Source organism: Scytonema hofmannii PCC 7110 (genome assembly GCF_000346485.2).
GTDB classification, from domain to species: domain Bacteria; phylum Cyanobacteriota; class Cyanobacteriia; order Cyanobacteriales; family Nostocaceae; genus Scytonema; species Scytonema hofmannii.
Map to the genome: position 1 here is coordinate 7,277,489 of NZ_KQ976354.1, position 17,038 is coordinate 7,294,526.

Genomic DNA, 17,038 nt, shown 5'->3' on the forward strand with positions numbered 1-17,038 from the left:
AATTACAAAAATTAAGCTGCCAAATCTTGCCCAAATTCGGTCAAGAAGCGGAAAGCCTTGACAACATAGCTCGCGCATTCCCTTGGCGAGGTGTTGTAAAACGATCGCCATGCACTAGCTTTATCTTCATCATAGCGATCGCGTCTGTCGCGATGTTTTTCCAACCATGTCAACCGTACCGCGTGACCGATTAATACATCCAACACTATGTATTCTTCGATTTGCAAGCTGGGATTACTAGATGCGATCGCGCCCAATTCCATCAATGTCTCAATACATACCTGCCTGTACTCAGGAGCCTCTATTTTATTCAACAGATGCTCAATTTGCAGGGCAAAGTTCTTTTCCCCTGGAGTCATTTCTGACAAAATTTCTTCACTATCCAAACGATTGCGTCGCTCTAATTTATCGCCAATAACCAATCCTTTACAGTGTCCCATAACCAACCAGACCTGTTTAAAAAAGTCTTTAGGCACGCGTCCGGTGGTTCCTTCTGCTTGACGGAAACGCCGCCAACCTCCTAGTGGTATATCTTCTACATCATCGACTAAAGTAGGTAGCACCACCCAGTCAATATCACTTTCTTTTTGTTTAACGTGTAATGACTCTTGCTGGCGTAATAAATTGCTCATACTGGAGTATTCATACAACACCTGACGCACTCGCGCTATCACCTCAAACGGCGAAAGCTGCATTAAGTGTTGATATGCTTCATCCTGAGTGACATATAAATCCCGTGCTAGTTCGCTAGTAATTAGTAATATAATATACCCTACTCTCAGTGTTAGTAGCCCTTGAAAAAGTTCTGGTTCGGCTTTAATCAAAGCACTCAAATAAATAAGAATTTCTTGAGTGAGAACGCGATCGCGAATATCCTCACGACAAAAGTCATTAATTTTCTCAACAATTTCACTATGGGACAGTGGAAGCGCTATGAGTGAATCTTCACTGTAAGCCTTACCGACTGCAATTTGCTTGCCACGGACTAAAATACTCGTTACTACATCCGACAAGCCAATATCGCTCATTTGCCGCAATCCTGCAGCGCGACGGACAACTGCCCAAATTCCCGCATCCCCGGCTTTTGTGTAAACTTCATCTAGTAAATCGCCCACCGTCACGGGTCGTCCCGGTCCGCCAAAACCAGTTTCAAACTCCAGTCCTTGCAAACGAGTCAAAGTCTGTAACAGCTCGATCTGTTCGTAAAGATTTTCTGACGATCGCAACGAAACAAGCAACAACCCAAGATTTGTTTCGCACTCCACTTGAAACTCTCGGATATGACCCAACTGCCAGTTTTTCTGTGGATTGTAAACCAAATAAGAGCAGCGAGGCGCAGCATTTTGTACTGACGATTGAGCAAACTCGAAGTCTTGGAGAACGTCAATTCTTTGTGTTGCAGCTGTTAGCATCAACTGATTGAGCCGCCCTAATTTTACCCGGACACCATTACAAATACCGTCCTTAAGTTCTTGCATAAGCGACAGTAATGCTTCACTCCCTGTTTCTAACATGGTGTGAGTCAACATCAGAGTTAAAGTGGGACGCCCCAACTCAGTACAGTATTTTTGAATGTATGCCAGTTCACTTCTTATTTGATCCACCAAAAAATGGTAATCAAGAGTTAAGTAGAACACTTGAGAGTCTGAGAACGAGGGTAAAAAGACAACCGTTTCACCACGAATGCGAAAAATTTTAGATGTTGTCAAACTCCTCAACCGTCTCACTGGACGCCCCGTTAAACCTAATTTATCGTTACGTCCAATTTGAGTGTACATCGCTGAAAGGTCAATAGCTTGCCTGATTTGAATTGGTTCTACTTGCTTGGGTGTTTGCGTCTCAATGCCATGAACTGCCAGTTTTGCTTGTAAATCTTCATCTTCTGCAATTAGGGCAATTTGAACCAAAGGTTTCTGGTTTTTTCCAATATACAAATACCTTCCTAACGGATCGATATCACCAACAGCTATTAATCCCTCACTCAACATTTGACCGAGAAAATACAAACTTTGCGCCCACACGAGGGGTATATTCTCATTAGGTAAACGCAACTGACTGTGAGGTGCTTGCTTTTCTGCTTCTATTAACTCCTCTGGCACATAATATAATTCTGGTAACAGACGCAAGCCATCTCGTTCAACTAATAAAGACTCCAAACGTTCTTGATAGTATTTAGCTTGCTCTTGTTCGCCACGAAACAAGCTATCTAAAAAGAGATAGGTAAAAAATAAAGGCCATTCGCACTCAATATTTTCAAACTGTTTAAGTTCAAAAGGTTCATAGTGCAAGCGATTCGTGTCTTCTAAAACGGTTTGGTGTCCATCCCTCAAAAATCGCTTGCAGCCGTATGTTCCTTCAAGTTTGTTGATAATGTCGTTGTAAGTCCGCTCTCGCAACGGCGCATCTTCCACCGCAAAAGCTGGAAAACTAATTATGCTTAGCAAGGCACCATCAATTTCTTTTGAAGCCGATTCTCTAGGTAACAGAGATTCTAAAGTAATCCTAGCGCGGGCGACTTCATCAGGCAAAGCATGAATGACAGATGCTTGGCAACCATGGACGCCAAATAAATCTAAACCGTTGATCGCTTCCAAGGCAGCTTTTGCCATCCCTATCGAACTGGCATTTAATTCCGCATTACCATGATTAATCTTGTTACCCCGCTCCCAAATACCATAGTCTGGAGTACGATAAGCTCGACCGATATAATACACCAAATTTTGGACGAAATTCACTTCATCAAAAGTGTAAATAATTTGCAATCCAGAAGCAGTCATCTGTGCCAACATCAACAAAAAGATTGATGTTGCGTCCAGTTGCAAATGTCCCCATTCATCATCACCAACAACAATGTCACCAGTTGCCGTGTTGTATTTAGCGTGTAAAGCATCTAACGGGGCTTGAGTGTGCTTAAATTGCTCGACTTTGGCACTTTGCCTCATCATGGCAAACAGCAGTCCGCGCATCAATTTAACAACACTGTGTTCTAACTCATAAGTCCGTCCCTTGCTTTCATCAACTTTTCGGTATGCTAGCGCCAAACCCCAGACTGCCAGAATGCTGTAAACGTTATCGCGTACCCAGGCATCAGTATAGTCGCCGTGGGCTGTTATTGCTGTACTCGCTGGCAGCAAACCAGTCATTGGGTTCTGACGGGCAAGGATAATTGTCTTGATTTTTTGATAATAAGAATCAAGGCGAGTTTGCAGTTGAGCAGCTGTTTTCATACGAATCTTATCCAGGTTTTCGGAATAGCACCATTAGGCTGTGAAGTCAATTATGTCACCAACCCAAAACCAGTTCTGAAGCAGACTGTTAGGTTGTACGCTCGTCAGTTGACGGCGGGTTTTTTCTCTTTGATTCATTGATTTTATCTGATTGAGAAAAATATACTCTAAATTTAAGATTTTTTCAAATCTTTATCAGCAAGCAGACGATTTTATCTTTATCTTTATACTGACTCTGTTATCTATAGATCGGGACAAAATTATCAGTAAATACAAACTTTTGTAGAAACAAAATAGACAAGTTAGAAGTCCATCAAACCTAACAATCGATTAACTATATATAAAGGAGAAGTGAACTATGTCTTTACGTTATAACCAAAACCAATCACCACTCGTAAAAGTTGTCTACACCCAAGTTAAAGTTAACGGTAAGCTTGAGCTCGTTCCACTAGAGTTATATGCCGATGGTTCTCTGAAACGTTCTGGCGAATAACAGTGACCAGTGACCAGTGACCAGCGATCAGTAGTTAAAGAAATATTTTTGAACTGTTGACTACTGTTAACTATTGAAGACAATTTTATATTCCTCCTCGCTTACCCCCTACTGCTAACTGCTTAGGGGGTTTTTTTAATTAAAATGATGGCAGTGTTTCAAAAAGGACAAGAAGAGCATCTCAAAATTGCAAAAACCTTGCTTACCCTCATCCGCTAACCCCTTCTCCCAGTTTGGGAGAGGGGATGGGGGTGAGGGTAAAAATGTTTCCCGTGGACTCATTGGTAATAAAAAATTTTGTTTTTGTAACTTCCGGAAAAGATTGAACGTTACTTGAAGGTGTTAACACTCACTCAAGCTAATTGAAAAGATCGTTTATAATTAAGTTGGTGTAACATTCATCATCAAGATTTTCACCTCAACTAGCGGACTATTATAGTTGATTTCATTTGGTAGTGAGGGATTTCCGTAGATTGTTCATCCTAAGACGAAAAGCCGCAGTATTGAAGGCTTCACATCAACAAAAAACCTGAAAACCTGTGGCGAAAACTTTAGATCTTGGACAAAACAGTGATTTGTGAACAGCAAACAAAGATATTTGGGATTAATAACACTACTCACCTATGGCGTAGATACAAATCTCACCAATACCAGATGGTTGTTACTAAATCTCGCGATTAAATGCTTATAGCAGCTTCTGTTCTTGTTGGCAATGCATTTTCTAAATTGTAGCCTACAATACAAATCACTGATTGAAATCTAATTCGTTATGCTGACGCATGCCGAACTTTTTTTCGACTCCCTCAATGAAAAGTCATGGAGTTCCGTATGATTACACAATCTTTATTTTTATGCTCAAACAAAGGCTACTTCCTGCTTAGTAAGGATTTTAACATTAAAAAAATGTCAAAAAAATTTACTTACGGGCTTGACACAGAGAGCCACAGTAGTAGAATCTACTCAGATGAGCAGACATCAGGGCAGTAAGAAATTTAGTTGTCTGGATATCACAAGTTTCCTATACTGAACTTTCAGCATCTACCGGATCACACTGTTCCGGGTTAGTATTATAACTTAGCGATTCCATTTTATTTTGGTAATCGATGTTGATTTTCTAAGGGTTTATGGACCAGAGCCCACAAGACGACGGTAGTACCAACCTCCTCTGAGCTGGCGAGTTTGTCTCCCAGCACGGGGGAGACAATAGGAGGTTTTATGATGCTCACTGAGGATATTCGCAATTTAGCCATTGACATTGCAGACCTCAACCAACTTAAGTTGGATTTGAATGGTTTGCAACCTGTTGACGCTGGGGACTACATCGCACAATTGCCCCAGAAGAAAAGGGCGATCGCATTTCGCTTACTCAACAAATGTCAGGCGATTGATGTATTTGAATATTTACCTCCAGACGTGCAGGAGGATTTGATAAATTCCCTGCACGATATTCAAGTTGCCCAGATTGTTGAAGCAATGAGTCCCGATGAACGGGCAGAATTGTTTGATGAACTGCCAGCCGGAGTTGTCAAACGGCTGTTACAAACACTCAGTCCAGAACAACGTCAAGCCACGGCAACAATTCTCGGCTATTCCGAAGGCACTGCGGGACGCGTCATGACAACAGAATACGTGCGCTTGCGGGAAGGATTGACAATCGGGGAAGCCCTCAGCAAAATCCGTCTTCAAGACAAAGACAAAGAGACTATCTACTACGCCTATGTGACTGACGATAATCGCAAGCTCGTAAGTGTTGTCTCCTTACGCCAGTTAATATTTACTTTCCCTGATGTCTTAATACGAGAAATAGCTAGCGATCGAGTTGTCAGAGTCAAGACAGAAACATCTCAAGGAGAAGTCGCCCGCATTATGAAGCGGTATGACTTAATTGCCATTCCTGTCGTCGATCGAGAAGACAGACTTGTAGGAATTGTCACGATTGATGATGTCATAGACATTTTGGAAGAAGAAGCTACAGAAGACATTCAAAAATTGGCAGGTGTTAGTGGTGGCGACGAAGACGCATTGTCCCCTCCCCATGTGACTATTCGCAAGCGATTGCCTTGGCTCTTAGCAAATATCGTTTTGTACATTGGTGCAGCCAGTGCCATCTCACCTTTTCAGGGAGTCATTTCACAGGTGCCGGTTTTGGCAATCATCATGCCAATTTTGGCCAATAGCAGTGGCAATGTAGCCTTTCAAGTCGTATCAGTGACAGTCAGGGGTATTGGCGTAGGAGAGGTCACACCGAAAGACACAATACCGCTTCTACGTAAAGAAGTTATGGCAGGTGCGGGTACAGCCATAGCATTAGGTCTAGCCCTTGGCACACTCTCCCTAATTTGGTCGCCTCCCCAAGATCGTTGGGTATCGGTAATTGCAGGAATGGTAATGGTGGCGAATGTCCTCCTAGCTGCCACCTTAGGAACGCTATTACCCATGGGGTTGAAGCGAATCAATCTCGATCCTGCCCTAATTAGCGGTCCGCTTATGACGACTACTTTGGATGCTCTTGGGTTTTTTACATTCCTATCGATGATCTCATTTGCTTTAAACGTCTTTAAGGGGTAGGGAGTGGGGAGTGGGGAGTAGGGAGTAGGGGAGTAGAGAAAGAGGACTCTACCTTATCTTTCGTGTCCTTCAATTCCCAATCCCCAATCCCCAATCCAAAATCCAAAATCCAAAATCCAAAATCCAAAATCCAAAATCCCTATCCCCTACAGAACTTACGCTCATTATCATGCTCTGGATCTTGCCAAGAATAAGCGAAATGGCTAACTCCTCTTAATTGTGGAGTCGCTTGGCGAAGTGCTTGCATTTGCGCTTCTAAAGGTGGACGGTTGCTCACAGATTCTCCCCATTTACCAGCTAAAGCCGGAATAACTGCAGTGCTAGGTGGTGCTACGTTTAAAACTCGTTGTACTTGAGCCACAATACAATCAGTATTAGAACAATTTGCATAAGACATGGGATGCCACTCTAAAGAACCTGAGAACTTATCCCAAGGTTGCAACCGGGAGTCATATCCCCTGCCTACCATTTGGTTGCCATCGGGAAAGAAAACAGCTCCTGCAGGCATTCCCATCTTTTGTGCTGGATGAGCAGCTAAATTGACAAAATCTAGGATGCCTTGCATGGCGTGGGCAACAGATAACTGCCACAACTCTGACTGTAATTGTGGTTGCCTTTGGTCTGGAGGAATGATAGACTTTTGCTCTGTTGCTGAAGTTCGACCCTGCCACAAGGGTTCTCCTTCTTGAGGATAGAGTTGATCGACTTCAGCAATGTCGCCTGCGGTGACATATCCTTTGCTTAAAAAACGCCGAATTAAATCCAGCCCTTTGTAATTCAGCGCCCGTTGAAATAAGGCTTGTTGAGTAGCATCACTGTACAACCATAAATCTGTGACTTTGGTTGCGATCGAATCACTTCCAGCCTGTCGCGGGTAGCGTACATAGTCAAAGAGCACTCCATCTGGACGACGGCGCAGTACCTCCTGTAACATTTGGTAATAATCGCGTTTCGCTTGTAAATTATAGGGGTCAATAAACACTTGAGAATTATTATCTACAACATATAAGCTCGTTTGACCCTTACCATTACGAGCTATTGCTCCTTCCCGATCTGGACGCTGGGCGTAAGTATAGCCAAAATTAGTTGTAAACATCCAAGCATAAACCTTAAGACCCCGTTCTCGCCCTTTTTGAATAGCTTCAGCAAACAGGTCTGTTTTTTCTGTCCCTGGCGTGCGAACAACGGAAGGCCAAATTGTAGGGTTAGCTCCTGTTGGCAGTAGTACCTGCCCATCATAAAAGACTTCCAAATATACTTGGTTATAACCCTTGTTAACAATCCGATCCATGACTTGGTCGATAGCTCCAGGGCGGGCATCACAAGGATATAAACGCAACCAAATTGCTTGGATTTGCGGCCAATTGCGATTTCGGCATTCCTGTAAATCCCGTGCTTGTTTTTGCACCAATTGCTGGTAGCGCTTTTGGGCTACTTGTTTACCGTTGAGTGCTGACAAACGTAAGTTTTCTTTTTCTTTTGCTACTTCTGGCGGTAGCTGACAATATTCGGTTAATTGCGCCTTTGCAGATTGATTGTCAATCCAAGGCATCAGCAAACCGCTAGTGAAAAGAGCAGCAGCTAACAGGCGTTGCCACAAAAACATTGGTTTTACAACATTCAATGAACGTTTAGACATACGTAGAACAATAATTACAAAACAATCATCAACCCCAACTTGTATTCATTCAGATAAGGAGATGTATATTGAATGCCATAGTATAAGGTTTAGAAGTCCATGTGCCATAGACTTCTAAACCTTGATTTCTGTTGCCAAATTGTACAATTTAGTTTTAAGTACATAACTCAGTTAAATATAATACTCAAATTACAATTTCTGGCAAACGTAATTTGATTCAATAATCAAATAATACTCAGTAATTTTATTGTATAGGATGTTATCAAAAATACTTAATATCAACAATCATATTTTAAGATCCCCGACTTCTCCAAGAAGTCGGGGATCTAACCCCTTACAGAGGAAAGCATAACTATACGATAAATCGCACTTATGCGCCACGCCGGAGTGCTGACTCAACCTGCTGAAACTCTTGTTCCAAACGGTCTTTAAGTTTTTTTGGTACAGGGCGGTTGGGATAGGAACTGTAGTGTCCCGCTAGGGAGTTAAGAGCTGTTCGCATGGTTGTAAAGGAATTCAGACCAGAGACAGAAGGAACACGCTGATAGCGGGCGGAAAAGTCGTTTATCTTTTTACGTGCTTCTGCTTGAACTGCTGTTTTGTCTGGTGCATCTTCTGTTAAATCTAAGGCAGTTCTTAAGGTACTAACTACAGTTAAGGTGTCTTGAAAGTAATCCCCTGTTAAAGCACCCACTTCGTTAGTAGAACAACCCACAAGACCAACAACGACTACCAAAATCAGGGCAAGTAGACGTGACCAATAGCGCTTCATATGCAAAAAGTAAAACAATACCTAAATCAACGTCCATCCTATCCTGGAATGGTATCTTGGGGAGCAAGTGATTGGTTAGTTGTTAGTGGTTAGTGGTTAGTTGTTAATTGTTCTACCCACAAAATAACTACTAACTACCAACCACTAACTGATAAAGCGTATCTCTCTGCTGGTAAGGACGATTTGTGGATGCGATCGCAGTTTGTAAAGTTTCGACTTCCATATTCGTACCACCTTGAGCACCTGCCATTGAGGTGATATGTTCTTCCATTAATGTGCCGCCGATATCGTTACAACCCCACTTTAAAGCTTCTGTTGCACCACTTAATCCCAGTTTTACCCAACTCGGTTGATGATTTGGTATCCAATTTCCCAAGAAAATCCTAGCTACAGCAGTTAGTAACAACGCATCTGCCAAAATAGGCTGATCTCGTCCCACACGGCGACGTAAGGATTTGGGAGCTTCTTTACCAACAAACGGCAACAGTATAAATTCGGTTATGAAAGCAGGATATTCCCGGTTTATAGAAGTTTGTTGGAGATGTCGCAATTTTTCCAAATGTCTTATTTGTTGCTCTGGTGTTTCAATATGACCTGATAACATTGTGCTGGTAGTATGTAAACCTAGTTTGTGCGCTGTTGTCACAATTTCCAGCCAAGTAGCCGTATCTATTTTCTCTGGACAAAGAATACGTCTGACTTCGTCATCTAGGACTTCAGCCGCCGTTCCCGGCATGGAATTCACACCCGATTCGTGCAAAGCTAGAATAACATCAGCGTACTCTAGCCCATCTTCTCTAGCTATAAATTGCACTTCTTGAGGAGAAAAAGCGTGCAGGTGTATTGTGGGAAATTTTTCCTTAATAGTTGCTACAAGCTTAAGGTAATAAGGCAAAGATTTACCATTCACTTTAGCTTGCAGGTTCAACCCCCCCTGCATACAAATTTCCGTTGCTCCTCGCCTTATACCATCTGTTGTCTTTTCCAAAATCTGTGTCCAATCTAACCAGTAAGCCCCCTCTTCGGTTTCATCTCGGCGAAAAGCACAGAAGCTACAATGCTGCTCGCAAATATTGGTAAAGTTAATATTGCGGTTAATAACGTAAGTCACAATGTCCCCTGCTTGCTGTTGACGCAACTTGTCAGATGTAGCGCGAATGCCAGCAATTACAGTCGGATCTGTTTGTTTTAACAATACCAGTCCTTCTTCAGGAGACAAATCATACCCCCTAAGGGTACGGTCAAGGATAGCATCAACAGTTACAGTAACCACAGGTCAGTAGAAGCCAACGACGTTTAACATTTTTGTTATTCAAGCATGACATATTTTCAGTGACCAGTTAGTCAGTGACCAGTGACCAGTGACCAGTATAAAAAGGACTATTTACTGACAAAAATTCCTGGGAAATAGAATTTTTGAAGAAATTATAAGGAAGTAAGCCGAAAACCCCGAAGTGAAAACTACAAAGCCAAAAAGATTTGTAGTTTGAACGTCCTTGAGGTCGGGGATGAAGGCGAGCAGAAGTCCTTTAGGACTCTGTAGCATTTGATTTTTGTGGTTCTGGTAAAGAATCTATCCATTCCTCTATCAAACTAGACATTGTTCTATCTAACTGAACAGATAATAAAAGTAACTTATGGTATCTACGTTCACTTAACCGAAAACTTAATCGCTTATCTTACGCTAGATACCCACAGCAATCATTCACAATGGGGGCATAAAAATTAATCTTCCCTACTCCCTACCCCCTACTCCCTACCCCCTACTCCCTACCCCCTACTCCCTACTCCCTATTTTCAATGAGTATCATCCAACCTAATTCACTTTTGTTAGTACCGACAGGTCCTTTGAGGATTTCTGAATTGCCACCCAAAAGCTCGTGCATAGGAGGTGAAGTAGTTCTCTTTTCCCTAGTTATCCCAACTTATAACGAAGCGGCAAATATCAAAAAAATGATTGGGGTATTGAGTAGATTGCTAGATGAATCTATACCCGGTCACTACGAACTTATTGTAGTCGATGATAATAGTCCAGATGGTACATGGGATATCGCACAGTCTTTGATGCGAGAATATCCCCAACTCCGAGTGATGCGACGTCAGCACGAACAAGGTCTTTCTAGTGCAGTGGTTCGTGGGTGGCAGGCAGCACAAGGTAATATTTTAGGGGTGATTGATGGTGATTTGCAACATCCTCCCCATGTTCTCTTGGAACTGTTAAATGTTATTGAACGAGGAGCTGATTTGGCAGTAGCTAGCCGTCATGTAGACGGTGGAGGGGTTAGTAGCTGGAGTTTTATCAGGCGTTTCTTATCCCGTGGTGCTCAAGTCTTGGGATTAATTATTTTACCAGGTGTCCTTGGTAGGGTTTCCGATCCAATGAGTGGTTATTTTCTAGTACGCCGACATTGCATTGTCGGTCAAACTTTGAATCCCGTTGGTTATAAAATCCTTTTGGAAGTTATTGGGCGGGGCAGTATAAACCAAATTGGTGAAGTAGGATATGTATTTTGTGAGCGCAAACAGGGTGAAAGTAAAGTGACATGGAAGCATTATTTTGACTACTTGCATCATTTGATACGCTTGCGCCTGTCTACAGGAAAGTTGGGACGATTTAGTCAACGCTTGGGTTTTCCTATCGGTCGCCTTGTTCGCTTTGGTTTAGTAGGGTTTAGTGGCGTTTTTGTAGATATGACTGTGCTTTATTTACTCAGTGATTCTACGACTTTAGATTTGCCCCTACTTCTGAGCAAAATCATTGCAGGTGAAATTGCAATTTCTAATAACTTTTTGTGGAATGACATTTGGACTTTTAGTGATGTCTCAAGTCAACAAAATCAATGGCATCAACGCATTTTACGGTTTTTGAAATTCAATCTTATTTGTCTCGCTGGTTTAACATTAAATGTGTTGGTCTTACAGCTAGTATTCACCTTTATTATTCCCAATCGCTACATTGCTAATTTGATTGCAATTGCTGTTTCTACCATTTGGAACTTTTGGGTCAACCTAAAGTTGAGTTGGCGAGTGACGCAGGTGAAGTAGTTCTGAAGCGCAGGCAAGATACCTACTCCACCCCATGGATTGGAACTTCCTGACTAATGACTATCAGTGGAGGTACTAACGCCAAGAGTATTAGCGGAAGTTGCATGAGGCTCAACTAAAGCAACAGCTTGTTTAAGTGCCTCTACACGATCTACAAACATATAATGCTGTGGTACAAACCTCAAAATTCCAAACTTTTCTAAGCGCTGTTTGACTTTGCCATTTGCACCAACTATTAATACTTGACGACCTTGTTCACTAGCATCCTTGATGGCGTTTTCAATTGCCAAAGAAGCAGTCACGCCTAACATTGGTACATCGCTCAAATCCACTATCAACACATCAGAGTCTGCCATTGCTGAATGTTCGCGGGCGATCGCTTTGGATACCCCAAAGATCATCGGTCCACTCAGGTAAAATAGCAGGACACGTCCATTAGCTCGATCTAACAATTTTTTCTCTTCGTCATTCAAGACAATTGCATCATCAGCGTCGCTAATTGTCTTCACTTCCTGAGCTTGTAATTCAGACAGGCGATCGATAGTTAAGATATTAGCAATGAATACTCCCACGCCGACAGCAACAATCAAGTCAACAAATACGGTTAAGAACAATACACCGTACATGATGATTGTACCTTTCAGCGACACCTTATGAGCGCGTTTCAGGAAACTCCAGTCAAGAATGTCAATCCCCACCTTAAGAGCAATACCAGCCAACACCGCCATTGGTATGGGTTGAGTGATACCCGCAGCCCACAAAACTACAATTAATAAAATTAGTGCGCGAGTTAAACCAGATAAAGCTGTACTAGCACCAGTTTGGATATTAACTACCGTTCCCATCGTGGCACCAGCACCCGGTAGCCCACCACAGAAACCAGATACTAGGTTACCGATACCTTGACCAATCAATTCTTTGTCAGATTTGTGTTCGGTGCGAGTCAGACTGTCTGCAATGACTGCCGTTAGGAGAGTATCAATACAACCCAACATCCCCAGCATTGCACCATTAACAATCATCCTTGTCATTTCGGATGGGGTAAAAGTAGGTATTTGAAATGTTGGCAGTCCGACTGGAATTTCACCAATTCGTCTAATATCCGTACCGCCAAAGATAATTAGAGAAACTATGGTTCCTACAATTAATGCTACAAGTTGCGGGGGAGCAAAGCGCTTGAGTTTGGCTGGCATGAAGAAAATAATTGCCAGTGTCAGCAAGCCTAAAGCTGTTTCAGCAGGATTAATCTTAGTTAGTAACTGAGGCAGATTTTGCACCATCCCCAGTACGCCACCTTTAGGATTTGGCTGCCCGACAAAAGGCGCAATCTGCAAAATAATCAGAATCACCCCAATCCCAGACATAAAGCCAGAAATCACACTGTAAGGCATGAGGGTAATGTATTTACCCAACTTAAATATCCCAAAGAAGATTTGGAATATTCCCGCTAGCATGACTACGGTAAATGCCATGGCCAAGCCGTTTTCAGGGTTACTGGCAGTCATGGAACTGACAATTGCAGTCATAACTACAGTCATTGGTCCGGTTGGCTCAGAAATTAGGGTTGGTGTACCACCAAATAAAGCTGCGAAAAAGCCGACGGAAACTGCACCATAAAGACCCGCTACAGGTCCAGCACCGGAGGCGACACCGAATGCCAGCGCTAGAGGTAACGAAACGATCGCAGCAGTTACACCACCGAATAAATCGCCTCGTAAGTTTCTAAAATGGATAGTATTAGTCAATGACATACTGGGGTTTTGGTTACAAAAAAAGCAAAATTTCGATTTGTAAAAATTGCCAGCTACTTTGATTAAGTTTCATGTTTTTTGGGCATGAAAAACTAGACAAAGAAAACTTTAATTCTTTGCAAAGCAGCAGACTGTAGCGCCTTTCTACATGGCGAGTCGCTGAATACAAATCCCCAATAGAAAAGGCTTAGGTTAAAGACAGTTCAAAAATTTGATTGGAAAAACTTACATAAATTGTAAGTTTTATCGATCTCCAACCTTAATGAGATTAACAATAGCTTACAGCTTAATACGTCAATGTTGTTTATTCACAAGCCTTAATATTAAATAAATATTAAATTGTTTTCATAGATAAAAGGTTATATCAGGGCAAACGCAACTCATATATTGACAGTCTGACATGGCATTGCAAGAGAAGTATGCTAGAAAGACAACCGGAGGTTATAAGTAACATAAAGAACAAACTATTTTTAAGTGGAGTGGTGACATAATATGAACTGCATAACGGATTGGTACAGGAACAAAGTGCTATGGGTTGTGAGTTATAAGTTATGAGCAGATCGCAAATGATTTATGTATTTAAGATTCAAAACTCAAAACTCAAAACTCAAAACTCTACCACTATTGTTGGTTTGGCTAGTCATTGGTCTTGGCTTGCGCCTAATGAACTTGACTGCCAAACCTCCTTGGACTGATGAATTTTCTACTTTAGTATTCAGCTTGGGTAATAGTTTTTTACCAGTCCCTTTAGATCAACCGATTCCTACCGATATCTTGTTGCGATCGCTGCAACCCCAGCTTGGTGTAGGGGTCAAAGATGTACTGACGCACTTATTGAGCGAAAGCAATCATCCACCGCTTTACTTTATCCTGACTCACTACTGGACAAAATTATTTCCCACTCAAGACGGTTTGGTTTCTCTGTGGGGAGCACGCTCGCTTGCTGCTTTTTTGGGTGCATTGTCTGTCCCTGCAATTTATGCCTTATCTCGGCTTGCTTTTCGTTCCCGTTTAGTGAGTCATCTAGCTACAGCGATCGCGGCTACCTCTCCCTATGCCATTTTTCTGGCACAGGAAGCCCGTCATTATACTTTAGTAATTTTATGGGTTATTGCTTCTCTCGCCTGCCTGGTTACTGCAACACGACATATTAAAGATCGCACTCAGATACCCGTATGGATTGCTTTTGCTTGGACAGGAATTAATGCTTTGGGTATTGCCTCCCATTACTTTTTTACACTGACTCTTTGTGCTGAAGCTTTTGTCTTACTTTTCCTGGCTTTGCAGCAGTGGAGACAAAGAGATGGGGAGATGGGGAGATGGGGAGATGGGGAGATGGGAAGAATTCTACCCCCTCACCTCCTCACCCCCTCACCCCCTCTTAAAACTTGGTTCCGAATTTATGTTGTTGCTGCTGGTACATTTGTTTCAGGCTTGGTTTGGTTGCCCGTGTTTTTACAGAATAGCTATGGTAATAAATTAACTGAGTGGATTCAAAGCCCGCAACATGGAATGGCTTGGATAAATCCTATATTTCAAACTTTAGCTGCATGGATTACCATGATTTGTTTGTTACCCGTGGAAGCGGCAAATCTTGTTGTAATAATTATCTCTGGGATTATCATGCTGATTTTCTTTGTTTGGGTTGTACCGATTTTGCTTGATGGTTTAAAGTTTCAACTCAAACAACCACAAAACTCTCCGACGACACAGGTTTTTACAGTGTTTGTTGTTGGAGCGATCGCTTTATTTTTCATAATTACCTATTTTTTTGGTATTGATTTAACACGAGGTGCTCGTTATAACTTTGTCTACTTTCCGGCGGTGATAGTTTTACTTGGAGCAAGTCTTGCAGTGTGTTGGCGTACTCCCCCTCAAGAAAAAGTGAGATGGGGAGTCAGTGGAAAACAAGCCGTAGCGATCGTTTTGGTGATGGGATTGGTAAGCGCGATCGCTGTAACTTCCAATCTCGGTTACCAAAAGTACTATCGCCCTGATTTATTTGTACAAATGATCCAACAAACTTCTCGCCTACCCATATTAATTGCGACGACTCAAAAAACTCACGTGCATATTGGGGAGATGATGGGAGTAGCAAGGGAGTTTAAAATTCAAAGTTTAAAATTCAAAGTTCAAAATTCAGATCTGACAAATCCACTGTTTTTGCTAGCACATCAAGATGAAGAGCCAAAAACTTCTACCAATGCTCTACAAAATACTTTAAAGGTACTATCGCGACCATTAGATTTATGGTTGGTGAATTTTTATGCACCGCTACCAGAAGAAGTAAAAAATTGTGCTGTTGACAGTCGATCTTTGCCAACAATTAATGGCTACGAATACAAACTTTATCATTGTTAGTAGATAGTGGTTAGTAGGGGCGCAAGGCCGCCGCGCCCCTACAGTGGTTAATAGATATTAACAACTAACAACCAACAACTAACAACTAACCAATTTTACTCTTTTGGAATTCCCACAGGGGATAATCCAGCTATGACTCGTAAGTTTTGACTGCGGAGCAATTCGATAAAGTCTAGCCCGGTACGTCCTTCAATTTTGGCTACAGCCTCAATTGCAGATAACAAATGCTCGGCTGCTTCGGCTTCCGAGTAACCCCGTCGCGCTGCTATGCGAATAGCGGCTTCATCAGCACTAATCTCAGATTCTTGAGAACGATTCACTCGCCATATGCGAAGCAGCGCCAGCCCAGTTAATCCACAAGCTACAACTACACCGACTGCATCTGCTTGGGCTGATTCTACAAATCCTCCCAAAAGACCGGCTACGGCTATACCTTGATAAATATCGGGCTTAAACCATTTGACTCCTATTAACCAACTCACTGTTCGCAACAGTAACAAGTCACGTTGTGGTTTTGTCAAGCGACGCCATAAATCGAAGTTAATGTGTATTGGTCTGTCTTGATTCCAAGGCAATGGTAAGGAAGCGTCTATCACCTTTTGCTGTTCTGGCTTGCTTACAATTTTTGTTAGCATCCGCCCAGAAGCAGGCATGATATCTATTAAACGGCGTATTTCAACATTTGGTTCCATCTTAAGCTATCCGCTACCAGCTTTCACCTCAAATGAAGCTTTTAATATAAGGTAAGATTACATTATTTCTTTACATAATAGGGAAGTACGAGCCAAAACACTCTTGATAGTCATTTTTACTGAAAAACTGATGGCTAATATTTTAGGCGTGTCATGGCACGTCTCTACAAGTATTGACTAATACTAATAATTATGGACGCTTTTACTCCTATTCCTCCCAATTGGACAAATCAGGCAACTCATGCTTATGAATTTTGCTGCCCCAAATGTCGCTCAAGTAGTTTGGAAGCTGTACAAGTTTGGATAAACCGTCGAGCGCCTGTCTTAACCGAACAAAATCGACGCAAATGGCAGGAGTTTTACCAGTGCTACTGTGGTTCTGTTTGGTGGGCTTGGAGTAGCGATCGCCCTCCAAGTGATTTATCGTCAGAGAATGGTAGCTACTAACTAAATAAAAAAAGTAGGGGCGCAATGCCTTGCGCCCCTACTA

General features: G+C 42.2%; 11 protein-coding genes. 5 read left to right on the forward strand and 6 right to left on the reverse strand.

All coding sequences use genetic code 11. The annotated features are described in order from the left end of the window. Window positions 1-11: 11 nt before the first annotated feature. On the reverse strand, window positions 12-3,227 hold the full coding sequence (locus tag WA1_RS30480) for a glycoside hydrolase family 15 protein (RefSeq protein WP_017740525.1): 3,216 nt from the start codon (window positions 3,225-3,227) through the stop codon (window positions 12-14). A 358-nt stretch (window positions 3,228-3,585) separates the two neighbouring features. Between WA1_RS30480 and WA1_RS60425 the strand changes: the two genes are divergently transcribed. Both WA1_RS60425 and mgtE read left to right on the forward strand, forming a co-directional pair. Then, entirely contained in the window at window positions 3,586-3,720 is a 135-nt protein-coding gene (locus WA1_RS60425; protein ID WP_017740524.1) for a hypothetical protein, read from the forward strand. 1,218 nt (window positions 3,721-4,938) lie between these two features. After that, window positions 4,939-6,288: a magnesium transporter gene (gene mgtE / locus WA1_RS30485; RefSeq protein WP_017740523.1), complete on the forward strand. Its 1,350-nt coding sequence runs from the start codon at window positions 4,939-4,941 to the stop codon at window positions 6,286-6,288. 139 nt (window positions 6,289-6,427) lie between these two features. Here the strand turns inward: mgtE and WA1_RS30490 are convergent, their stop codons facing one another. The 3 genes from WA1_RS30490 to cofH form a co-directional block, all read right to left on the reverse strand. Next, window positions 6,428-7,927: a family 10 glycosylhydrolase gene (locus WA1_RS30490; RefSeq protein ID WP_026134370.1), complete on the reverse strand. Its 1,500-nt coding sequence runs from the start codon at window positions 7,925-7,927 to the stop codon at window positions 6,428-6,430. A 370-nt stretch (window positions 7,928-8,297) separates the two neighbouring features. Further along, a complete protein-coding gene (gene psb27 / locus WA1_RS30495; protein ID WP_017740521.1) occupies window positions 8,298-8,699 on the reverse strand; it encodes a photosystem II protein Psb27 in 402 nt (133 codons plus the stop codon). A 130-nt stretch (window positions 8,700-8,829) separates the two neighbouring features. Beyond that, window positions 8,830-9,972: a 7,8-didemethyl-8-hydroxy-5-deazariboflavin synthase subunit CofH gene (gene cofH / locus WA1_RS30500; protein WP_017740519.1), complete on the reverse strand. Its 1,143-nt coding sequence runs from the start codon at window positions 9,970-9,972 to the stop codon at window positions 8,830-8,832. 527 nt (window positions 9,973-10,499) lie between these two features. On the opposite strand from cofH, the gene WA1_RS30505 reads away from it, so the two are divergent. Continuing rightward, window positions 10,500-11,744, forward strand: coding sequence for a glycosyltransferase (locus WA1_RS30505; protein WP_017740518.1), 1,245 nt, complete (start codon window positions 10,500-10,502; stop codon window positions 11,742-11,744). A 53-nt stretch (window positions 11,745-11,797) separates the two neighbouring features. Here WA1_RS30505 and bicA read toward each other — a convergent pair whose 3' ends face one another. After that, window positions 11,798-13,495, reverse strand: coding sequence for a bicarbonate transporter BicA (bicA, locus tag WA1_RS30510; protein WP_017740517.1), 1,698 nt, complete (start codon window positions 13,493-13,495; stop codon window positions 11,798-11,800). A gap of 573 nt (window positions 13,496-14,068) precedes the next feature. Here bicA and WA1_RS30515 point away from each other — a divergent pair. After that, complete coding sequence (locus WA1_RS30515; RefSeq protein WP_017740516.1) at window positions 14,069-15,856, forward strand: glycosyltransferase family 39 protein; 1,788 nt, start codon at window positions 14,069-14,071, stop codon at window positions 15,854-15,856. 95 nt (window positions 15,857-15,951) lie between these two features. Here WA1_RS30515 and WA1_RS30520 read toward each other — a convergent pair whose 3' ends face one another. Then, the gene (locus WA1_RS30520) at window positions 15,952-16,548 is read right to left on the reverse strand and encodes a DUF3318 domain-containing protein (protein ID WP_017740515.1); all 597 of its coding nucleotides are present in this window, start codon (window positions 16,546-16,548) and stop codon (window positions 15,952-15,954) included. A 192-nt stretch (window positions 16,549-16,740) separates the two neighbouring features. On the opposite strand from WA1_RS30520, the gene WA1_RS30525 reads away from it, so the two are divergent. After that, entirely contained in the window at window positions 16,741-16,995 is a 255-nt protein-coding gene (locus WA1_RS30525) for a hypothetical protein (protein ID WP_017740514.1), read from the forward strand. Window positions 16,996-17,038: the final 43 nt, after the last annotated feature.